Source organism: Streptomyces sp. NPDC020845 (genome assembly GCF_044334165.1).
GTDB lineage: Bacteria > Actinomycetota > Actinomycetes > Streptomycetales > Streptomycetaceae > Streptomyces.
Genome location: NZ_JBIRSJ010000019.1, coordinates 13164 through 34383, shown reverse-complemented (window position 1 = coordinate 34383; position 21220 = coordinate 13164). Strand labels below are relative to the sequence as shown.

The window sequence follows — 21220 nt, the reverse complement described above, 5'->3', positions numbered from 1 at the left end:
GACCTGGGGCATGAGCCCCGTACCGCCTTCGCCGAACGGAACACGATGACAGAGCCTGCCGCCGCGCCCGTGGTCAGCCGAGAGGACCACAAGCACCGCTACGAGATCCTGGTCGACGGGCAGCTCGCCGGCTTCACGGAGTACCGCGACCGCGGCGAGCAGCGCGTCTTCTTCCACACCGAGATCGACGATGCCTTCGCCGGGCAGGGCCTCGCCTCGTTCCTCGTCCAGCACGCGCTGACCGATGTGCGCGACAGTGGGCTGCGCGCCGTGCCCATCTGCCCCTACGTGGCGAAGTTCCTGAAGAAGCACACCGAGTTCGACGACATCGCCGACCCCGTCACCCAGGACGACCTGCGGTGGCTCCGTACGGCGCTGCGCTGACCGGCGGGTGCAGTAGCAGGACGGAGGGCACCTGGTCGGGGCAGGCGAAGCGCAGCAGTTGGTGTCCCACCCCCGAGAGGCCCGTCAGCAGGCCCGGTGTCTCGCTGCGGGTCGGCGAACCGCACACCCAGCCGCGCTCCGCGGCGGCGTCGAGCTTCTGCCCCAGCAGCCGCATCAGCCCACCGGGCTCCGATCTGCCGCTCCGCTCGGCCAGCAGGACGAGTTCGAGGTTGCCGAGGTCGCCGTGGCACATGCTGTCGCTGCCCCGGCCCATGAGCCGGTGAGGGCTGGTGTCGCTGATGTCGCCGAGCCGCAGGGCCGCCATCGCCTGGGCGGCCAGCTCCTCCTCCCGGCCGGCGGTCCCGGGCCTGCCGATCAGGTCGAGCCGGGACATGGCGATGCCGGCGGCACCGTGACACCACAGCGACCGGAAGGGTGACACGGCCTCGGCGCGGAAGTCGGGCCAGTTCCCCGCCTCGGCGTCGTACACCTCCGTCTCGTACGCCAGCCCGCCGGCCACCGCCTCGGCGCAGCCCTCGTCGGGCGCGAGGGGGTGCAGCCTGGCCAGGGCGGTCACGATGCCCGCCGTTCCATGGGCGAGGCCGGTGAGCGGCCGGGTGCTGTCGATCTGGTGGTGTTCCCAGGTCAGAGCGGTCCCGGTGGCACCGGGGACGGCGCCGGTGACCAGGTGGCGGGCGGTGGCGCGGGCGAGGGCAGCCGCTCGGCCGTCGGGGTCGTGTCCGGCGTCGATCAGGGTGAGCAGGGCCAGGGCGCAGCCCGCCGAACCGGCCACGACGTCGAACGCCTTGGTGCTGCCCAGGGCCCGTTCCACGGCGGACAGCACGGGCTCGCGCACCGCGGCCAGATGCGGTGTGCCGCCCAGCAGCCGGTCGAGGTGCGCCAGGAAGTACAGCGGCCCCATCCAGCCACCGAACGCGCCGATGTCCGTGTCCTCGCCACTCCTCCAGCCGCCGGGGGTGTTTGTCGCGGCGTGTGCGTGAACCCGGCGGACCACCTCGTCGGCGACGTCCGACGCCAGCTGCGTGAAACGCCGATGGCCGCTGATCCGGCCCAGCCGGGCGAGGAAGAGGCCGATGCCGGACAGTCCCGAGTAGAGGTCCTGGCCGAGCGGGGCGAGGTCCCAGACCCCGGGCGCCACCGGCTGCGGTGCGACCCAGCCGATCCGCCCGTCCCGGGCGATGGCGAGGTGTCGTACCCGGTCGCCGATCGCGGTGGCGGCGGCGACGAGTTCTTCGGTGTCGGCGCTGCGGGTCCGCGGCCCGGCCGGGCCGGGGACCGTGGCGGGCCGCTCCTCCAGCAGGCTCATATCGACGCTGCCGACGAACGACCCGGCGATGATCCGCTCCTGGAACTCCCGGTCCTCGGGACCCATGGCCTCGATACGGCGGCGCACCGCGCCGAGCGCCGGTTCGGCGAAGAACCCGGGCACCGCCCGCCCGTCGTCGAGCAGCAGCTTCCGCGCCCCGGGCAACGCCTCGAACAGCGGGATGTCCCCGCGCAGCACCGCGTCCATCTCGGCGCGTACGGCCGCCTCGCCCGCGGCCCCCGCGTACCGTCCCGCGCACAGCCGTGCCGTGCTGCGCTCCCGTTCCAGCGCGTCCCGCAGAAAGTCCGGGTGGGTGCTCTCGGCGAGCACCTTGGCGTAGACGTAGCTCGCCCGGGGCAAGAAGCGCACCGGTGTACCGGCGAAGCCGGCCACCAGGCCGCCGGGGGCCAGGAGTTCCGCGCGCCGGGCGCTGATCCAGTCGTAGCCGAAGCGGAAACCCGCCAGCACGTCGGGGGTGTGGTCCGCGGGGTCGGCGGGGGTGCCGTCGGGCAGCCGCGGCCGGTTCTCCCCGCCGGCGGTGGTCACGTGTTCCCACACGATGTGCACCTCGTCGGTGCCCGGGTTCTTCTCGACGGGCACCGGCACGACGGACGGCTGGTCCCGGGCCCCGTTCAGCCCGCTGTAGTCCGCGGCGGGCGCGCCCGCCGCGGCCCGGTCCAGCACCACCTTGGTGGGCAGCAGCGCGGTGGCCCGCACCGACTCGCGCAGCGCGACGAGGGCCGGCTCCTCCGGCTGCTCCTTCCCGCCGCTGTCTCCCCCGCCGCCGTCTCCCGCGCGCTCGGGGGCGCGGGGGTGCAGCAGTGCTTCGAGGTCGACCAGGACCGGGTGTTCGCCGGCGGCGATGATGTTCTCGTGGTGGAAGTCGGTGCCGCCCAGCGCGTGCACCAGGGCCAGCAGCGCGCCGGTGCGCCAGTAGAAGCCGGCCACGTCCCGTGTCGTCGCGCAGGGCCGGGCCGTCACGCACTCCGCCCAGCCGTGGTCCGCGCGGGTCAGGGTGCGCGGGGTGCGCAGGGCGTACGGGCTGTCCTCGTTGAAGCGGTGCAGAACGCGGGCGAACTGCTCGTCCACGGCGAGCGACCGCGGTTTGTAGAACACCGATGGCGCGCCGTGGAAGTCGACCCGGCACACCGAGCTGCCCCGGCGGTGGACGTCGCCGTGGCCGAAGCGCACCGCCGCCACGCCGCCAGGACGGGCGCCGGACAGCAGGGCGTCGCGCAACTCGCCGAGGTCGTCGCGCAGATGCCGGGCGAAGCGCGTACGGCTCGCCACCCAGCTGTCCAGCAGTTCGGCCACGCACCGGGCCAGCACCGGGTACTCGGCCCACAGGCGGTGCTGGACCCGGGGGCTGGTGAGCGAGTCGACGAAGAGGCGGTAGCGCTCCTCGCCGGTCCTTCCGGACGCGAGTCGGCCCTCGACACGCGCCACGTTGATCTCCAGGATCATGGTGGGCTTGAGCACCATGGCCAGCCGGTCGACCGGCACGCTCGCTGACAGGACCTCGCACAGCCCGTCCAACTCCCCGGGAAACGGGCCGAGGCGGCGCAGGGCCGTACGCAGCCGGTCCTGCGCCTGCCGGACCAGGGGTTCGGCGACACGCAGCAGCCCCGGCAGCGGTTCCGTGCCGGGCGGGGCGGGGGTCGGGCGGGCGGAGCGCACCCGCCGCGCCCACGCCGGGCGGCGGGGCAGCCGGGCGGCGAGCGCCGTGGGCTCCTCGCCGAGCAGCCGGTGCAGCACCGGCGCCGTCACCCCGACCGGGCGGAGTCCGTCGATGAAGCGCTCGTCGGGGCCGCGAAAGGGCGCGAGCGCCCGCCAGCCGGCAAGCCGGGCCGCGGCTGTGGCCGTGGCTGTGGCTGTGGCTGTGGCTGTGGCTGTGGCTGTGGGGGCGGGTGGCGCGGAGGACGGGGTGACGCGTTCCCGTAGATAGCATCCCGCGGCCCAGAAGTCGGGTGCCAGGTCCGAGGCCATGTCCGGAGCCGGGTCCGGGGCCGGAGCGGCGGTGTGGCCGCCGGGCGGACGGCTGAGCGGCATCGGGATGTCCTTTCGGTGGCGGGACGCGCCGACTGGATACGCGTACGCCCCCTCGTACGCGTCCGCGAGGCGGACCGGCGCCGGCCCGTGCGGGACGGGCCGGCGCCGGCCTCGGTGCGTGCGGTGACCGCCGCTACGGGCGGTCACCGCGGGTTGGTGCGGATGCTGCCTCGATCAGCCGCAGCACTGGAAGAACGGCTGCGTGGAGAGCGTCACGGCGGCCACGGAGGTGCCCTCGTCGGCGAGGTCGGCGGTCAGGTCCACCACGCCCGCCGGGTGGCCCGGGTCCACCGCGAGGCCCTCGCGGTACGTGGTGTCCTTCCAGGCGGTCACGGTGCTGTTCATAAGAGTCTCCCCTTTATGAAATCGGTGTACAGGGCGTGCGGTACCCGGCCCACAGCCGCGTTCCGCGGAAACACCGGGACGTTAACGCGCACCGCTACGGAATCCCTACCTCCGCGCTATTTCGGTATCGCAAGTGGAACTGACCGCAATTGCCGCGATACGCGGAGTTGGGAAGCGTGGTGGGAAGCGCGTCGGGAAGCGTGGCGCGAAGATGCGCGCGCAGTAACGCGTGCATGGCGTAAGCCCACTCCTGCGGCCGCGCGGCCGGTACGGGGCGCAGCAGATTGCGGTCCGTCAACTCGTCGAGGAGCGCGGCAGCGGCCGTCCCGGAACAGCCGAGGAGCAGACCGGCCGTACCGGGCGTCAGCCGCTCCACCTCCAGTGCGGCCAGGGCCGACAGCGCGCGCCTGCTGCCCTCGGTGAGCCGGCCGCACGCCTCGTCGAACGCGTCGGCCAGGCTGCGTCCAGGCAGGCTCAGCCGACTCGCCGGATTCCGGGCGCCGGTGAGGGCGGCGGCGACCTGCTCCAGGGACCAGTGGGGACGGGCCGCGAGCACATTGCCGACCGCGCGCAGGGCGGCCGGCAGCCCGCCGCACACCGCAAGCACCTCGTCGAGCCGCCGGCCCTGCCCCTCGAAGCGACCGGGGCACAGCCCGGAGGACAGCAGCGCACGGGACTCGTCGGCACCCAGCACATCGAGCGGCACCCGCACGGCGCCGTCGACGGCGAGATGGGACACCTGCGTCGTGACGCACACCGCGGAGCCGCCCCCGGTGGGGATGATCGCCCGCAGGTCGTCCGCCTCCGTGACGTTGTCGATGAGCACCAGGACACGGCGGGTGGCGACGAGGCTCCGGTACACGTCCTGCCGCAGGGCCCAGGAGCCGGGCTGCTCCTCCTCCGGTACGCCCAGGCCGTGCAGCAGCCGTCCCAGGACGCCCCGCAGGCCCTCCTCGGTGCGCGGAAAGGCTGACCCGTCGATGTACAGCAGACCGTCCGGGAAGCTGTCGCGCACCAGATGCGCGGCGTGGACGGCCAGCGCGCTCTTGCCCACCCCGGTCATGCCGCTGACGATGACGGCGCGCGCCGCGGTGCCTTGCGGCGCGGCGGAGCCGGCCGTGAGCGCGTCGACGACGATCCGCCGCTCAGAGCCGCGCCCGATGACGTCGGGGATGTCCGGGGGAAGTTGATTCGCGAAAGGGCCCGCGGGGCCGCCGCGGTCCGGCCGGGCCCGCCCCTGCCGCCGGTCGGGCGCGCCGCGGTCCATGGAGAGCAGCTGGTGATAGAGGCGCTGGAGGTCTTCGGCGGGATCGGTGCCCAGCTCGGCGGCGAGCCGCCGCTGGAGGCCGAGGTAGGCGTTCAGCGCGTCGCTGCGCCGCCCGCTGCGGTCGAGGGCGAGCATCAGGTGATGGTGGAAGCGCTCGTGGGTGGGGTGGGCCGCGACGAGATCGACCAGTTCGGGTACCAACTCGGCGGCGTCCCGTGTCTCCAGGTCGGCCCCGATCCGGTGTTCCAGGGCGAAGAGGCGCAGCTCCTCCAGTCGGCCGGCCTCGCGGTCGAACGGCTCGCCATCCAGGTGCTGGAACGCCGACGGGCCGCGCCATCTGCCCAGACAGGTCCGCAGTACGGCGGTGGCCTCGCCGTGCCGCCCGGCCGCCCGCAGCGCGATGGCCCGGCTGACCTCCGCCTCGAAGACCTGGGCGTCGATCGCCCCCGGGGACGGCGTCAGGGAATAGCCGGACGGGACCGTTTTGATGGTCTCCGCGCCGAGGATGTGTCTGAGTGAGGAGATACGGCTGTGGATTTGCGCCAACGCGGTCCGCGGTGGCCTGCGCGGCCAGAGCGTGTCCACGATCTGCGGCACGGGAACAGTGCTGCCGGAACGAGCGAGCAGTAACGCGAGCAGTATGTGCTGCTTCGGGCCGCCAATGGCGACGGGCCGGTCGAGTGACAGCACCTGAAGCGGACCCAATACGCTGAAACGCAAACCAGTGCTCCTTACAGGATGAGCCCAATGACCGCTATTTTGCTGGGGTTTCCCGAAGAAGCAAAGCCATTACGTTGGCGTATTAGCCGGATGCGCTGTGCGGGGAATTCCAACAAAAGCCGGCCGAAGTGCCGTAGGACCGGACCGCGCAGACCAGTACTGGCGCCTGCCGCGCTCCTGCCCCCTGTACTAGTCTTCTTCCCGCACCATCGAGCACGTCTTACGGGGGGAACCGTGGCCGGCCAGGACACCACCGCACAGGGCGCACCCAACTCGCCGCCGGCGCGGCCCGACACACCGCCGGCGCGGCCGGACGAACGCCCGGCGCCGCCCGCCCGGTCCAGGGGCGCCGCCGTCCTCGGCTGGGTTGTCACCATCGCCCTCAACGTCGTGGCTCCGATCATCACGTACAACGCGCTCCACGATCACGGCTGGAGCGAATTCGCCGCGCTTTTGGCCAGCGGCGCCTGGCCGGTGCTCGACAGCGCCGTCCACCTCGCATGGCGCCGCCATCTGGACGAATTCGCCATTGTCACCCTGGTGTTCCTTGTGATCACGGCCGTGGTGTCGCTGGTCGGCGCCCACTCGACCCGCGCGCTGCTGGTCAAGGACTCGGGTGTGACGGGTCTGTTCGGACTGCTGTGCCTGGTGACGCTGCTGGCGCCGCGCCCGCTGATGTTCTACTTCGGGCGCAAGTTCGCCACCGACGGCACCGAGGCGAGCACCGAGTGGTGGAACGGTCTGTGGCAGTTCGACGGGTTCCGCAGGACCATGATGACGATGACGGCGGTGTGGGGCGTGGCCTACCTGCTGGAGGCCGGGGTCCGGGTCGCGCTGGCCTACACGCTGTCCACCGACACCATGGTGGTCGTCAGCCCGGTCCTGATCTACAGCGTGCTCGGCGCCCTCGCCCTGTGGACGGGCTGGTACGCCAAGCGGTCGCAGCGCAAGGGCGAGGAGCGCGCCGCGGCGGCCGAGGCGGCGGCCGCGGCTCACGCCTGACCGGCCCCGAGGGGTTACGTACGCGGCCAGCTTCAGCGTACGCAACCGGGTTCAGCGGATGTCCGGACGCCGCCGGGTTCAGCAGATGCTCTGGGTGCTGTTCACCAGCCGGTTGTTGCGGAACTCGGTGTTCTCACCGCAGGGATTCTCCCGGATCGTCGAGTTGGTCACGGTGAGGTTCTGGACGGTGATGTCCCGGTTGTTGGCGAACTCCGTGCGCGCGGCGAGCCGGATCTCGCCGCCGCCCGTGACGGTGCCGCTCTGTGCGGCGAGGTTCACGTTGTAGCAGTTCTCGATGAGGACCGCGTTGTTGCCGGTGTCGGAGATGGTCACCCTGTCGATGACCGCGCCTCCGCTCTCGGAGACACAGAACACTCCGCGCCCACCGCCGCGCGCGATGACCTCGCCCACCCGGATGTTGGTGGGGTAGCTGCTGCCGATCCGGCCATTGCGGTTGGCCATGCGGAACGCCGCATAGCCGGTGCCGGCGCCCGCGTTGTCCGCGTCGACCTTGGTGACGGTGGCATTGATGGTCTGGTTGAGCAGCAGGCCCGACTCGCCCACGTTGCGCGCGGTCACCGTGCCGATGGTGATGCCGTCCACACCGTAGGTCTCCACCGCGTGGCTGGAGGCTCCGGAGACATAGACGTTGTCGATCCTGACGTTCTTCGTCCACTGGCTGGTGTCGCCGCGGTTGTCGATCCTGACGCCGAGCCCCGCCGACAGGCGCATATCGATCTGGCCGAGCACCACGTTCTGGACGTTGCGCATAAAGATCCCGTACAGCGGGCTGCCGGTGACCTTGAGGTTCTGGATCTCGATGTCCCGCGCGCCACGGGCGTAGACCGGCGCCTGGTCCCCGGAGCCGCTGCCGGTGACATTGATCGTGCCGCAGACGTCCAGGGTTGTGTAACTGGGCAGCGACACACGGGAGTTGGCGCTGACGGAGCCGGAGCCGCGGACGACGACGCGCTCCTTTGACGTACGCCCGGCCGTCAGGCTGTTGATCGCCGCCTGCATCGCGGAGCGCATATCGGTGCCGGTGTACACGACGCTGCCTCCGTGCCGCGCGGTCCAGGTGCTGCCGCTCAGCACGGCCTCCGCCTGGTACGAGCCGTCGCCGCAGGCCGCGATCCGCGGCGTGGCCCGGTCGGTGGCCGGCTCCGCGGGGCCCGGGATCGCCGCGGCGACAGCCGACGGTCTCAGCCCTACGGCTAATGCGAGGAGGGCCACGGCGCCGGTCATGGCTGTCCGTATACGGCGGACCACATGAGCGTGTGGGAAGGAGGGCGATACCGGTCTACGGCTGTGTCCCATCTCGTCATCTCCTGTGTGGGGGTCGGCTTTCCGCCCTGAGCCCGCGCATCGCTGGAGTGACGCCTTCTCACACACCGTTCGGCGACAGGGCGGAGCAAGCGCTTTCTGGAGTGTGGCCGCGAGTCTGGCAGCGCCCGGTCCAAGCGTCAAGGTGCGGCGCACCGGTGAACCGCGGACGGGCACACGGACGGCACCACAGGCGGGCGTCGAAGATGCGTCAGAAGTGTTGACCCCGGCCTGAAAACGTTTTAACTTCCCCTCACTCCATACCCACAGCCGAGGAGGCTCCGTGGCAGCGCTGCTACGCGAGCGCCCTGGGAAATCGACGGTGGGCCGCCCCTCCCGTCACCCGTCAGGCGCTTCAATCAAGCGAAAAGGTTTTCAAAGACGCCGCAGTCGGACGCTGTTCCTGCTGATGGTGCCCGGGCTCGCGTACTTTCTGGTGTTCCACTACGGCGCGCTGGTCGGCAACGTCATCGCCTTCAAGGAGTACGTGCCCTTCGACGGCATCTGGGGCAGCCCCTGGACCGGCCTCGGCAACTTCCAGCGGATGCTGGAAGACGGCGCTTTCTGGGATGCGGTGTTCAACACTCTCTGGATCGCGGTCCTCCAGCTGGTCTTCTACTTCCCCGTCCCGCTCGCCCTCGCGCTGCTGCTGCACAGCCTGACCTGGTCCACCGTGCGCCGCTTTGTGCAATCGGTGGTGTACCTGCCGCACTTCATCTCATGGGTGATCGTCGTGGCCCTGTTCCAGCAGCTCCTGGGGGACACGGGCATGCTGAACGGCTATCTCGGCGACGCCGGTCTGCACACCGTGGACGTCATCGGCAACCCCGACGCCTTCAAGCCGCTGGTGGTGGCGCAGGTGATCTGGAAGGACGCCGGCTGGGGCACCATCATCTTCCTGGCCGCCCTGTCCCAGGTCGACGAGCAGCAGTACGAGGCAGCCGCGATCGACGGCGCGGGGCCCTGGCGGCGCTTCTGGCATGTCACGCTGCCCGCGATCCGGCCGGTGATCGTGCTGCTGCTGATCATGCGGCTGGGCGACATCCTCTCCGTCGGCTTCGAGCAGATGCTGCTGCAGCGCGACGCGGTCGGCCCGCAGGCCGCCGAGATCATCGACACCTTCGTCTACTACCAGGGCATCGTCGGCGGCGACTACGGGTTCGCGGCGGCCGCGGGCCTGTTCAAGGGCCTGGTCGGCGCCCTGCTCGTCTACGCGGCCAACAAGGTCGCCCACCGGCTCGGGGAACAGGGGGTCTACAAGTGAGCGCCCATGTGCGGCCCGGCTGGATGGAGAAGCCCAAGCCCGTCACGCAGGCCGCCAAAGCCGTGGCCCTCATCGCGGTCGTGCTGCTGGTCTGTGTGCCGTTCCTCGTGATCGTGTCGACCTCGCTTGCCTCCCAGCGCGAGGTGGTGGCCAACGGCGGCTGGGTGCTGTGGCCCGAGAACCCGACCCTCAAGGCCTACCGGGACATCCTCGACGGCGGCATCGTCACCCACGCACTCGGCGTCAGCGCGGGCGTCACCCTCGTCGGCACCCTGCTCAGCCTCGTCTGCACGGTGACCCTCGCCTACGCCCTGTCCCGCCCCGGCGTGTTCGGCGGCAGGCCCGTACTCCTGCTCGTCCTGTTCACCTTCCTCTTCCCGCCCGGCATGATCCCGAACTTCCTGCTCGTCAAGGAGCTCGGACTGCTCGACTCCTACGCCTCGCTGATCCTCCCGGTGCTGATCAGCGTGTTCAACCTCGTCGTCCTGCGCGGCTTCTTCCAGGCAATCCCCGAGGAGCTGTACGACGCGGCCCGCCTGGACGGCGCCGGAGACCTGCGTGTCCTGTGGTCGGTCGTGCTGCCCCTGTCGAAGGCCGCGCTGGCCGTCGTCGGGCTGTTCTACGCCGTTGCCTACTGGAACTCCTGGTTCTACGCCTCGCTCTACCTCGAGAGCGACCACTGGCCGCTCCAACAGGTGCTGCGCACCTATGTCGTGACCGGGTCGGGGCTCACGGACACCACCACCGGCGAGGCCACGGTGAACGCGCCGCAGACGATCCAGATGGCAATCCTGGTCATCGCCACCGTGCCGATCCTGCTCGTCTACCCCTTCCTCCAGAAGTACTTCACCAAGGGCGTACTCACCGGCGCCATCAAGAGCTGAGAACCAGCGAGAGCTGAGAACCAGCGAGAGCTGAGAACCAGCGAGAGCTGAGAACCAGCGAGAGCTGAGATCCAGCCAGAGCCGAGAACCACCAGCAAGAGCCGCACCCAGAAAGGTCATTCGCCCATGCCCAGCATGTCCCGACGCACTCTGCTGCGTTCCATGGCCACCGGTGGCGCCGCGGTCTGCGTCCCCGGTCTGCTGACCGCCTGCTCCACCGGTTCGGACGACGGCGACGTCAGCAACGCGGGCAAGAAGCTCGCCGCGTGGCCCGCCTACCAGCCGGCCCCGGGGGCCAAGCCGGACCTGGCCGCCACCGAGGCGGGGGTCCAGGCCGGCTACACCGCCTACCCCTCCGATCTGGCCACCTCGGTCGCGCGCACCCCGGGCGACGGCTCCACGGTCAAGGTCATGTCCATCACCTTCGGCACACCGCCCAAGGGGCGCGGGCAGAACCAGTACTGGCGGGCCGTCGAGAAGGCCCTCGGCGTCAAGATCGAGTACACCATCATCTCGCAGGCCGACTACCAGAAGAAGATGGCCACGGTGATGGCCGGCGACCCCGATTCGCTGCCGGACATCATCAATGTCTTCTCCGGGTTCGTCCTGCCCCGCGAGGCGCAGTTCGTGCAGCGCAGGGCCGAGGACCTGACGCCCTTCCTGTCGGGCGAGGCCATCAGGAAATACCCCAACCTGGCGGGTATCCCCACCCACGCCTGGCGCGACATGGGCCGCATCGGGGGCCGCCTCTACGGCATCCCCCTCGAACGCCCGCTGCCCGGCTCCACGCTGTGGCTCAACCAGGGCATGTTCACCGACGCCGGTATGAAACAGGGCTGGACTTCCCAGGACTTCGCCGCCGTCGCCAAGAAGGCCACCCACGGCAAGACGTACGCGCTGGGCGCCGCCACCGGCTCGCTGTTCGGCAACGGGGTGCACTCCGCCGCCCACAACGCCCCGCAGGGCTGGGCCGTGGACAAGAAGGGCACCTTCCACCCGAACTACACCGACGAGCGCTACAAGGCGGCGATCGCCTTCCAGGCGCAGCTGCGCAAGAACGGCTCCTACCACCCCGACGCCACCTCGCTGTCACAGGTGGACCTGTCCACGCTGTTCCTCAACGGCACGGTCGGCTCCCAGCAGAACGGCTTCGGTGCCTACCAGACCCTCTACCCCGACTCCAAGGGCCTGCTCACCCCCGCCCCCGCCACCCCCTACAGCGTGGACGGCACCCCCGGCGGGATCGTCGCCGCCCGCCGCTCCTTCGGCTACACCATCGTGAAGAAGGCCAAGAAGGAACGCGTCGAACTGCTGCTGCGCCTTCTCGACTATCTGGCCGCCCCCTTCGGCACCAAGGAGTGGGAACTGATCCACTACGGCGTGGAGGGTGTGCACTTCACCCGCGACAAGGACGGCGCGCCCAAGACCACCAAGCTCGGTCAGGTGGAGAACGTCAGCAACCTCCCCTTCAGGTATCTGGCCGAGGGACCGCAGGTGCTCTTCGTGCCGGGCAGGCCGGAGGCCGTGCGCGCCCTGCACGCCTGGCAGCAGAAGGTGGTCCCGGTCGCCATCCGCAACGCGTCGTACGGGCTCCAGTCCCGCACCGAAACCGCCCAGGGCGCCACGCTCAGGGCGCTGATGGACGACACCATCACGGGGGTCATCGCCGGCCGGGTCCCGATGTCCGAATACGACGACGCCGTCAAGCGGTGGCGCTCCCGCGGTGGCGACAGGCTGGCCGAGGAGTACGCCAAGGAACACGCCGCCAACAGCTGAGCGGGCACCGACGACCAGGTGGCCACGAGAGGCACAAGGAGCACGAGGAGATGGGAGACGGCATGGCGGCGACGGGGCGGGGGCGGATCACGATCCGCGATGTGGCGGGGCGGGCGGGCGTGTCCGCGGCCACCGTCTCCCGTGTGCTCAGCGGAAAGTACCCGGTGCCGCCGGCCACCCGTACCCGAGTGCTCCGTGCCGCGCGCGCCCTGGACTACGTCGCCAACCCCCATGCCCGCGCCCTGGTCGGCGGCGGCCGCAAGATGGTCGCCGTCGTCGTGCGCCAGGTCACCAACCCGTTCTACGCCCAGGTCGCCGAGGGCGTCGAGGCGGAGGCGACGGCCCACGGCCTGCTGTGCCTGGTCGGCAGCACCGGCGGCGATCCGCAGCGGGAGATGGAGTTCGTACAGCTGATGCGGGAGGAGGGCGCCAGTGTGGTCATCCTGGCGGGCGGTGTCGTCGAGGACGACGCCTACCGGGAACGGGTGGCCCACTACGCCCACGCCCTGGACGCCGCCGGCTCCCGGCTGGTGCTGTGCGGCCGCCCCTCGCCCGACCCCGGCCTGCCGGCGCTGGTCGTCGTCTTCGACAACGAGGCCGGCGCCAAGGCCATCACCAGCCATCTGATCTCGACGGGACACCGGCGGATCGTGTTCCTGGGCGGACTGCCCGGCAACACGGCCCTGGACGCCCGCGTCCTGGGCTACCGGGCCGCGCTCGCCGCACACGGCCTGCCGGCCGAGTCCGCGCATATCGTCGACTGCGGCCTGGGCCGCGCCGCCGGACACCGCGCCATGACCGAACTCCTCGAAACCACCCGGGAGTTCACCGCGGTCTTCGCCGGGGACGACATGGTCGCCGCGGGCGCCCTGCGCGCCATCTCCGACGCGGGCCTGCGCGTCCCCGGCGACATCTCCCTCGTCGGCTACAACGACATCCCCCTCGCCCAGGACTTCAACCCCCCGCTCACCACCGTCCACACCCCCGCCGAGGAACTGGGGCGGGCCGCCGTACGCCTGGCCCTGCGCGATCCCGAGGAGACCGCGGAGACCCGGCATGTGCTCGGCACCCACATCGTCGTACGCGACAGCGTGAGCCCGCCCCCGTCCGCACGCGCACAGTGACATACGGAGGACCCGACCCGGCATGACCGCGCCGCATCGTATCGTCGACACCGACCACCTGCCGCCCCCCGACCCCCGACGGTCGCCGTATACGGGCTATACCCGGGCCCACTGGGAGGCCACCGCCGACCACCTGCTGACCGCGCTCGTCCCGTACGCCTCACCCGGCCTCGCCCAGTACCGGCTCCCAGGCCCCGCCAGCTACGCCGGCGCCTGGTCGGACGGGCTCGAGGGCTACGCCCGCTCCTTCCTGCTCGCCGCCTTCCGTATCGCCGGGGCCGGTGGAGCCGACACTCCCGGGAGCACCGTGGTCCAGGCGCTCATCGAGCGCTACGCCACCGGCCTCGCCACCGGCACCGACCCCCGCCACCCCGAGCGGTGGCCGCCCATCACCGACCGCGGCCAGCCCATGGTGGAGGCCGCGTCCATCGCGATCGCCCTGCACGAGACGCGCCCGTGGCTGTGGGACCGACTGCCCGACCCCGTACGCCGGCGGACCGCCGCATGGCTCGGCGGATTCGTGGGGGCCACCGCCAACGACTCCAACTGGCGTCTCTTCCAGGTCATCACCGAAGAATTCCTCGCCTCCATCGACGCGCCCCACAGCCGCGCCGAGATCGACGCGGGCCTGGCGCGCCTGGACGACTGGTACCGGGGCGGTGGCTGGTACACGGACGGCGACGGACGGAAATTCGACTACTACAACGCCTGGGCGCTGCATCTGTACCCCGTTCTGTGGGCGCGCATCGCCGGGCCCCGCGCCGACGCCGCCCTGGTCGCCGAACACCGAGCCCGACTGCACACCTTCCTGGACACCCACCAGTACTTCTTCGGCTCCGACGGCGCACCCGTCCACCAGGGCCGCTCCCTCACCTACCGCTATGCCACCACCGCGCCCCTGTGGGCGGGCGCCCTCACCGACGCCACCCCGCTGCCGCCCGGCCGCACCCGCCGACTGGCCTCCGGCGCCCTGAAACACTTCGCCGGCCACGGCGCACCCGATGCCAACGGCCTGCTGAGCCTGGGCTGGTACCGCCCCTTCCGCCCGGTCACCCAGCCCTACTCCGGCCCCGCCTCCCCCTACTGGGCGAGCAAGGCATTCCTCGGTCTGCTGCTCCCCGCCGACCACCCGGTGTGGACGGCGACCGAGGAACCCGGCCCCGTGGAGACCGCCGACAACTGCCTGGCCCTGCCCGCCCCGGGCTGGCTGCTGCACTCCACCGCGGCCGACGGGATCGTACGCCTGGTCAACCACGGCAGCGACCGGCTGCCACCCCCGCCCGCCGCCCCGCAGGACAGCCCGCACTACACACGGTTCGCCTACTCCACCGCCACCGCGCCGGAGACCCCGCCCGGCGACGAACCGCCCGGCCCGGACAACCACATCGCGTTGCTGACCCCCTCGGGCCCGTCACGCCGGGGCCGTATCCACCCGCTGTACGCCGAAGGCCACCGCGCCGCCTCATGGCACACCCCGCTCGTCCCGGAGGGCGAGGAACACGCGGACTGCGCCTCGCGCATCGCCACGGCCGGCCTCGTGCACGGCCCCTGGGAGGTGCGGGTGCACCATGTCCAGGCCCCGCGCGGCACCTCCGTACGCGAAGGCGGCTGGGCCGTGGCCGGCGACACCGCCCCGCCCACCGTGGACACCGGCCCCGGCTGGGCACTGGCCCGCCGCCACGACGGCCTGACCACCGCGCTCGTGGGCCTGCTCGGCTGGGACAGCGAGGACGGGCCGCCGCGCGGAACGGTGGCGCAGGCGCGGGACCACAACGCCTACGGCCGCCACTCGGCGACCCCCCTGCTCACCCTGGACCGGCACCCCGGCGGCACCCGGTTGCTGGTGACGCTGGTCCTGCTCACGGCCGACCCCGACGTGTGCCGCGATATCGATGCCGTGCGTTCGGGCGCCCGCGCCGGTGTGACACCGGACGGCTCCGTGGAGATCCGCTTCCCGGACGGGGTGGTCGAACACGTACGAGCGGACGCCCTCGCGACATCCGAGGGTCGTTAGCCGGTGGCGCAGGAGCTGCCGCTGAGTGTGAAGGCGGTCGGCGCGGAGTTGGTGCTGCCCCTGTTGGCGGTGAAGCCGACGGTGACCGAGCCGCCGACGGGGATGGTGGAGGTGTAGGCGGCGGGCGTGACGGTCACCGCGGCACCGGACTGCTGCGGCGTGCCGCCCCACATGTTGGTGATGGTCTGGCCGTTGGCGAACGAGAACCCAAGAGTCCAGCCGCTGATGGCGGCGGAGCCGGTGTTACGGATGGAGATCTCGCCCTGGAAGCCGCTGTCCCAGTCGCCCACGACACGGTAGCCGACCGAGCAGCCCGCCCCGGAGCCGCCGCCCGCCTCGGTGGTGACGCCGACCGTGGCCGAGCGGGCCGAGCGGTTGCCGGCCGCGTCCCGGGCGTAGACGGCGAAGGTGTACGAGGTGGCGGCGGTCAGGCCGGTGATGCTCGCGCTGGTGCCGGTCGAGGTGGCGACCCTCGTCTCGGTGCCGCCGCTGACGCGGACGATGTCATAGGCGGCGACGCCGACGTTGTCGGTGGCGGCGGACCAGGAGAGCGTGGCGGAGGTGGCCGTCACGGCCGAGGCGATCGGGGTGCCGGGGGCGGTCGGGGCCTGGGTGTCGCCGCCGGAGCCACCGCCGTAGACGGTGGCCTCGCGGGAGGTCTCGGCGATGCCGTTGGGACCGTTGAAGACGCGCTTGCCCCAGTCGGTGAGCTTGTTGGGGTCGAAGTCGGTGGTCATGTCCAGGATCGGATCGGTGTTTCCGCTCCAGGACCAGGCCAGATAACCGAGCTTCAGCTGCTGGGCGGCGGCCATCATGGTGTTTTCGTCAGGGTCGCCGTATTGGTCGGGGGGTCCGCCGAACTCGCCGATGAGGATGGGCAGACGGGCGCTGACGAAGGCGTTGAGATAGTCGGTGATCTCCTGCGCCGTGTCGTAGACGCTGTACATGTGGATCGAGAAGATCAGGTTGCCGGTGGTGTCGGCCTGGTAGACGCTCTGCGCGTTGTCGCGCATGACGTTCTGCCAGTCCTGGCCCCAGTTGGGGGCGTCGACCATGATCGTGTGCTGGAATCCGGCGCTGCGCAGCTTCTGGATGGCGGCGGTGGTGGGTGCGGTCCAGCCGGCGGGGTTGGTGTTGCCCCAGGGCTCATTGCCGATGTTGATGACGATGTAGTTCTCTTCGCCGGTGAGCACGCTCTTGAGGCCGATCCAGTAGTCGGCCGCCTGGTCGAGCGAGGCGGCCGCGGACTCCTCGCCGTAGCCGGTGGTGTCATGCACCTCCAGTACGCAGATCAGCCGGTTGGCCTTGCACTGGGCGACGATGGCGGCCACGTCCTCGGGGCTGTTCTTGGTCCAGCGGTGGCCGTTGGAGAGCACGACGCGGACGGTGTTGGCGCCGAGCGCCTTGATGTCGGCCAGCGACTGGGTCTCGCCCGGGTACCAGGTGTGGGCGTGGTTGACACCGCGCATGATGAAATCGTTGCCGTTGCCCTCCAACAGGCGCCCGTCGCTGATGTGGAGGCCGGTGGCCAGTGCGGCGCGCGACTCGGCTGCCTGGGGAGCGGCTTGGGCGGTCGGGCCGAGGCCCACGATCCCGAGGAGGCAGGCCAGTAGGGCCAGCAGAATGGCCGGCGGTCTCGTTCGTCTCATCGCGACTCCAAGGAGTGGGTACCTGACGGCTGACGCGGGCGAGGAACTGGGAGCGCTCCCATCAATGCATCGCGCCCGGGACACGTCAAGGTCTCCGACGGGAGCCGGGCCGCGGGCAGGGGCCATCCGCCGTACCAGATCAGGACATTGGGCCCTGCTGAGGACGCGAGGGACTGTTCACTTTTAATCACCACATACGGCACCGCTTTGGTGTTCACTTGGCGAGAAGGACTGGTTCTACGCCGCCTTGACCAGCGCGCGGATGACCAGTCACAGGCGTGCCCGCTACGGGCACAGGCCGTATCGCGGATGCGCGGGCCCTGATGACGAGGGCACAGACCCTGTGGAACCTCCCCGGCCCGCTGCGCGACGAGGCCATCGCCCGGGCGGCCGACGGACTCGCCATCGCCCGTGAGGTCGTGGCGCAGGACCCCGGCTACCGCGCGACGCTCGCGTCATGGCTGGTGTTCCCCGTGGGCAACTATCTGCTGGCCGCCGGTCACTATGACGAGGCCGTCGCCCGTATGCAGGAGGCGCTGGGCCTGTACGACGCATTGCTCCAGGAGCAGCCCGACTCCGACGACCTCGCGTACAAGAAATCCTGGACGCTGATCAATCTGGCGCAGGCCCTGTGGGGCAAGCCGGACCATGTGCAGGGCGCCCAGCGCGCCGTCCAGGCGACCGATCTGCTCCGCAAGCTCGCCGCCGAGGACCCCAAGTACCGTTCCGGTCTTGGCGACTGGCTGATGTGGCCGACGATTCCGTATCTGCGCCAGTCCGGCCAGCGGGACCAGGCTCTCGCTCGGGCGCAGGAGGCCGTGGACATCTTCACCGCGCTCAATGCCACCGATCCCGCGGCCTATGGGCCGAAGCTGGCGGAAGCGAAGAAACTTCTCGCCGATATCCAGGCCGGCTAGCGGACCCGCTGGCCAGAAGGCCCGCTGGGACCGGCCCCGCGCCGGTCCCAGCGGTACGCCGCCACCACCTTGAGCGAACCTGGGGACTCCGCCACCGCAGAGGTGGATCTGCTGTGATAATCCTTCTCACAGTCAACGGTGAGCAGGGGAGCGGGCGGTGGTGCTGGAGCCGTGGAGGCCCGGAAGATGAACCTGGCGCAGCTGCATTACACCTCGGCACCGCTGGGGCCCGATGGATCCGGACTACGGTTCACCGCGGTCAGCGCCGCGGTGCCGGCATCGCTGCTCGGGGAGGTCGAGCAGCTGATCGGATACGAGCCGCCAGCTGACGCGCCCCCGCGTCCCTCCGGTTCCGAACGTGCCTCGTCTCCGGAGACGTTCAGCTACAGCAGGCTCTCCGACGGCAGCGGGCTTCTGGCCCGTACGGTCCATACGGGGGCCGACCACAGCGGGCGCCGGGGCACCTTCCATGGCCATGCCGTGTATCTGCCCACGGGTGCGTCGCTGCCGGGCGGCGCGCTGCCCATCACCGCCTGGGGCTCCCCGCAGTGGGCGGCTCGCACGCCGGAGGGCGGGGTCCCGGAGCCGCTGGAGGCGCTGACCGCCTCGGGGCGCCTGAACCGGGACGGCCTGGTCGCCTTCGCGGGCTCCCGGGCGCCGTGGCTCGCGCGCTTCTTCGCGGATCTGCGCAGGCTGAGCGAGGACGAATCCGCGCCACGGATCATCCTGGTGGAGCGGGACAGCGCCGATGTGGCCCGGTGGATCGCCGTGGCCTGCGCCGCATTGCCGCGCGACTTCGGCCACCGGCTGACGTTCACCACCTATGCGCCGCGGCCGGAGCTCTCCCGGCAGCAGATCATCGGCGTACGGCCGGAAGACGGCCGGGAGCCGGCCGGCCACGGCCACCGCTACCGCGTATACGACGTGGCCGGCCGGAGGACCGGGGAGCCGGTGTCCGACGCCTGGGCGGAGGTGGCCGCGGGCATCTGGCTGGGCGGCGCCCCCGAGTTGTTCAAGGAGGCCGACGCGCTCCCGGGTGGCCCCTTCGCCCCCGGTGCGCTCGCCGTCGCCGCGCTGTGCGCGGGGCTCGACCTCGGCACCACCGGCCGCACCGAGGCGGCGGACTGGGCGCGCCACCACCCGGAGGCTTTGGGCGATGAGCGGCTGCACCGGCTGCTGGCGGCGCTGTGCGTGCCGGACGGGGGCCGGTCGGATGCCGAAAAGGCGGCCCTGACAGGGCTGTTCACCTGTCTGGACGGCAGGGTGCCGACCGCCGTCAGCACGCCGCTCGCCGCGCTGGTGCTGGCCGAGGCCGTCCGTGCGCCCGTGGCCGGCCCGGGCCTCGAAGCCCTGCGGCCCGACGCGCTCACGGAAGAGGTCCGGCTGCGCCTCGCGGGTGAGCTCGCGGCCGATCTGCGCGTCGGCGTATCCGACGTATCCGACACCGAACTGGGCATCGCACGGCCCTTGGAGCTGCTGCGTATCGCCGATCTGCTGGGCGTGGACTGCGCGGATCTGCTGCCCAAGGTGGCACACGGGCTCGCCCATGCGCTGCTGGCCGATCCGGAGGCGACACACACCCCCGCGGTGCGGCTGGCGTTGGACGAGCACTTCGCGTTGCGCACCGCGCTGCTCGGCGAGCTCGACACCCTGGCCGCGGGCGATCCGCTCGCCGCGGCCCGGCTGCTGGCCCTGGTGCCGCTGCGGTTCGCGGAGAGCAAGGCCCTCCCCCATCTGCGGATGTGCGCCGAGGCGCCGCGGCTGACGGCGGGCGGAGGCGACCGCGCCACGGTGCTGAACGCCGTGCTGCGCTCCGGCGGAGTCTCGGTGTTCGCCGATCCGCTCGTTCTGCGCACCGCGGTCGGGCTGGTGTGGGAGGGCGGCACACCGACCGCCCACGAGGCCCGGCTGATGCTCGGCGAGATCGGATCCGACGCCCACCGCGCGGCCGGCACCTCGGCCACGCTGCTCAAGGCCGCGCTCGAAGGGCCCGCGGACGATGCCGACGTACCCGATCTCGCCCATGACCTGCTGCGCTGTTTCGCCGAGGTGCTGACGCCGCGCGACCGCGCGTCGCTGCTGCTCCTGGAGTTCGCCCGCGATCTGCGGAGCCGTCACGCCGAGCCCGGCTGGGCGGAGCGGGCGCTGTCGCTTCGGGCCACGGCGGAACCGGTGGAGCCGACGGTTCTGGAGCATGCCTTCGGGGCGCTCGCGGACCGTGTGCTGTCCGAGGACGCCCCGGACGGAGAGCTGTACGCGCTGATCCACAGCGAGGACCCGGGCCTCGTCGCCGCCTACGGCCGGGCCGCGCGGTCCGAGCGGGTGCAGGACCGGCTCCGCGCCGAGCCCTCGTATGTGGCCGAGTGCTTCACCGCGTGGAGCTCGCATCCCCAGGCGGGTGGCGCCTGGCAGGAGACGCGGACGGCGCTGCTGGACTCGGTGCTCCGTCCGGTGGTGCGGGAGCTGCCCGCCGCGGATATCGCCTCCGTCGAGCGCTGTCTGGAGCGTACGAGCGTCCGCTGGGCCGATGAGTTCCGGGCGTGGAGCCGTCCCGGCGCGTTCGGCCGGCTCGGTCGGCGCCTGGCCGGCCGGCGGCGCAAGGGGACGTCGGAAGGGCAGTGACCTGGAAGGGCAGTGACGTCAGACCGGTTTTAGGCTTCCGTGTCACCCTGCTGCCGCAGGTCCCTTTCGCGCGCTACGCCGCGCTTTGGGCCTGCCGAGCCGAAATTCGAGCAAGGGGACAGGGCGTTGGAATTATCACGCAGATCACTCATCCAGCAGAGCGGCAAGGTGGCGGTCGGGGCCGGTGCCCTGTGGCTGGGCGGACCCTTGGCCGGCCTCGCCACCGAGACGGCCGCGGCCCAGGGCAAGGCGGCTGAGGGCGACACCCGGCAGATCACCGTCGGCCAGGCCACCAACGCGTCCGCCGCCCTCTCCCCCGATGGCCGCACCATCGTCATGGACCTGTTCAACCTGCTGTGGACCCTCCCGGCGCAGGGCGGCGAGGCCACCCGGCTGACCGATATCGACCAGGAGGCGAGCGAACCCGACTTCTCGCCCGACGGCCGCCACCTGGTCTACCAGTCGTACGCCGACGGCAACTTCCACCTCTGGCTCGCCCGGGCGGACGGCTCCGAGGCCCGGCGGCTCACCGAGGGCGACATCGACCACCACG

15 protein-coding genes are annotated in these 21220 nt (G+C 71.4%); 9 read left to right on the top strand and 6 right to left on the bottom strand.

What is annotated here, in order from left to right:
- Positions 1–45 precede the first annotated feature (45 nt).
- Positions 46–384 carry a GNAT family N-acetyltransferase gene (locus ACH4U7_RS41150; RefSeq protein ID WP_398532904.1) on the top strand — a complete coding sequence of 113 codons (339 nt, stop codon included), beginning with the start codon at positions 46–48 and terminating at the stop codon, positions 382–384.
- Here ACH4U7_RS41150 and ACH4U7_RS41145 read toward each other — a convergent pair.
- From ACH4U7_RS41145 to ACH4U7_RS41135, 3 genes are all read right to left on the bottom strand, one after another.
- Positions 341–3478 carry a type 2 lanthipeptide synthetase LanM family protein gene (locus tag ACH4U7_RS41145; protein ID WP_398532903.1) on the bottom strand — a complete coding sequence of 1046 codons (3138 nt, stop codon included), beginning with the start codon at positions 3476–3478 and terminating at the stop codon, positions 341–343. The two genes, ACH4U7_RS41150 and ACH4U7_RS41145, sit on opposite strands and share 44 nt — an antisense overlap.
- 456 nt (positions 3479–3934) lie before the next feature.
- On the bottom strand, positions 3935–4105 hold the full coding sequence (locus ACH4U7_RS41140) for a mersacidin/lichenicidin family type 2 lantibiotic (protein ID WP_398532902.1): 171 nt from the start codon (positions 4103–4105) through the stop codon (positions 3935–3937).
- Positions 4106–4199: 94 nt separating this feature from the next.
- Entirely contained in the window at positions 4200–6092 is a 1893-nt protein-coding gene (locus ACH4U7_RS41135) for a BTAD domain-containing putative transcriptional regulator (RefSeq protein WP_398532901.1), read from the bottom strand.
- Positions 6093–6326: 234 nt separating this feature from the next.
- On the opposite strand from ACH4U7_RS41135, the gene ACH4U7_RS41130 reads away from it, so the two are divergent.
- Positions 6327–7094 carry a VC0807 family protein gene (locus tag ACH4U7_RS41130; protein WP_398532900.1) on the top strand — a complete coding sequence of 256 codons (768 nt, stop codon included), beginning with the start codon at positions 6327–6329 and terminating at the stop codon, positions 7092–7094.
- Between the two features lie 78 nt (positions 7095–7172).
- Here ACH4U7_RS41130 and ACH4U7_RS41125 read toward each other — a convergent pair whose 3' ends face one another.
- Positions 7173–8339, bottom strand: coding sequence for a hypothetical protein (locus ACH4U7_RS41125; RefSeq protein ID WP_398532899.1), 1167 nt, complete (start codon positions 8337–8339; stop codon positions 7173–7175).
- 487 nt (positions 8340–8826) lie between these two features.
- Between ACH4U7_RS41125 and ACH4U7_RS41120 the strand changes: the two genes are divergently transcribed.
- The 5 genes from ACH4U7_RS41120 (at position 8827) to ACH4U7_RS41100 (ending at position 15479) form a co-directional block, all read left to right on the top strand.
- Positions 8827–9681, top strand: a complete 855-nt coding sequence (locus tag ACH4U7_RS41120) for an ABC transporter permease (RefSeq protein ID WP_398532898.1) — start codon at positions 8827–8829, stop codon at positions 9679–9681.
- A complete protein-coding gene (locus ACH4U7_RS41115; RefSeq protein ID WP_398532897.1) occupies positions 9678–10565 on the top strand; it encodes a carbohydrate ABC transporter permease in 888 nt (295 codons plus the stop codon). Before ACH4U7_RS41120 ends, ACH4U7_RS41115 begins: the two co-directional genes overlap by 4 nt.
- A 126-nt stretch (positions 10566–10691) precedes the next feature.
- Positions 10692–12341, top strand: a complete 1650-nt coding sequence (locus ACH4U7_RS41110; RefSeq protein WP_398532896.1) for a sugar ABC transporter substrate-binding protein — start codon at positions 10692–10694, stop codon at positions 12339–12341.
- A 50-nt stretch (positions 12342–12391) separates the two neighbouring features.
- Complete coding sequence (locus tag ACH4U7_RS41105; RefSeq protein ID WP_398532895.1) at positions 12392–13465, top strand: LacI family DNA-binding transcriptional regulator; 1074 nt, start codon at positions 12392–12394, stop codon at positions 13463–13465.
- Positions 13466–13487: 22 nt separating this feature from the next.
- Positions 13488–15479 carry a DUF2264 domain-containing protein gene (locus ACH4U7_RS41100; protein WP_398532894.1) on the top strand — a complete coding sequence of 664 codons (1992 nt, stop codon included), beginning with the start codon at positions 13488–13490 and terminating at the stop codon, positions 15477–15479.
- Here ACH4U7_RS41100 and ACH4U7_RS41095 read toward each other — a convergent pair.
- Positions 15476–17128: a cellulase family glycosylhydrolase gene (locus ACH4U7_RS41095; protein WP_398532893.1), complete on the bottom strand. Its 1653-nt coding sequence runs from the start codon at positions 17126–17128 to the stop codon at positions 15476–15478. The two genes, ACH4U7_RS41100 and ACH4U7_RS41095, sit on opposite strands and share 4 nt — an antisense overlap.
- A 323-nt stretch (positions 17129–17451) precedes the next feature.
- Here ACH4U7_RS41095 and ACH4U7_RS41090 point away from each other — a divergent pair, with 323 nt between their 5' ends.
- Positions 17452–18045 carry a hypothetical protein gene (locus ACH4U7_RS41090; RefSeq protein ID WP_398532892.1) on the top strand — a complete coding sequence of 198 codons (594 nt, stop codon included), beginning with the start codon at positions 17452–17454 and terminating at the stop codon, positions 18043–18045.
- Positions 18046–18231: 186 nt separating this feature from the next.
- Positions 18232–20667: a GTPase-associated protein 1-related protein gene (locus ACH4U7_RS41085; RefSeq protein ID WP_398532891.1), complete on the top strand. Its 2436-nt coding sequence runs from the start codon at positions 18232–18234 to the stop codon at positions 20665–20667.
- A 144-nt stretch (positions 20668–20811) separates the two neighbouring features.
- On the opposite strand, the gene ACH4U7_RS41080 is transcribed toward ACH4U7_RS41085, so the two are convergent.
- Entirely contained in the window at positions 20812–21219 is a 408-nt protein-coding gene (locus ACH4U7_RS41080) for a hypothetical protein (protein ID WP_398532890.1), read from the bottom strand.
- Position 21220: the final 1 nt, after the last annotated feature.

Excerpts from the sequence above, each read along its gene's own strand:
- ACH4U7_RS41140 (WP_398532902.1), bottom strand. The coding sequence starts at position 4,105 with ATGAACAGCACCGTGACCGCCTGGAAGGACACCACGTACCGCGAGGGC.
- ACH4U7_RS41125 (WP_398532899.1), bottom strand. The coding sequence starts at position 8,339 with ATGACCGGCGCCGTGGCCCTCCTCGCATTAGCCGTAGGGCTGAGACCG.
- ACH4U7_RS41085 (WP_398532891.1), top strand. The coding sequence starts at position 18,232 with ATGAACCTGGCGCAGCTGCATTACACCTCGGCACCGCTGGGGCCCGAT.
- ACH4U7_RS41105 (WP_398532895.1), top strand. The coding sequence starts at position 12,392 with ATGGGAGACGGCATGGCGGCGACGGGGCGGGGGCGGATCACGATCCGC.
- ACH4U7_RS41090 (WP_398532892.1), top strand. The coding sequence starts at position 17,452 with ATGACGAGGGCACAGACCCTGTGGAACCTCCCCGGCCCGCTGCGCGAC.
- ACH4U7_RS41100 (WP_398532894.1), top strand. The coding sequence starts at position 13,488 with ATGACCGCGCCGCATCGTATCGTCGACACCGACCACCTGCCGCCCCCC.
- ACH4U7_RS41150 (WP_398532904.1), top strand. The coding sequence starts at position 46 with ATGACAGAGCCTGCCGCCGCGCCCGTGGTCAGCCGAGAGGACCACAAG.
- ACH4U7_RS41120 (WP_398532898.1), top strand. The coding sequence starts at position 8,827 with ATGGTGCCCGGGCTCGCGTACTTTCTGGTGTTCCACTACGGCGCGCTG.
- ACH4U7_RS41095 (WP_398532893.1), bottom strand. The coding sequence starts at position 17,128 with ATGAGACGAACGAGACCGCCGGCCATTCTGCTGGCCCTACTGGCCTGC.
- ACH4U7_RS41110 (WP_398532896.1), top strand. The coding sequence starts at position 10,692 with ATGCCCAGCATGTCCCGACGCACTCTGCTGCGTTCCATGGCCACCGGT.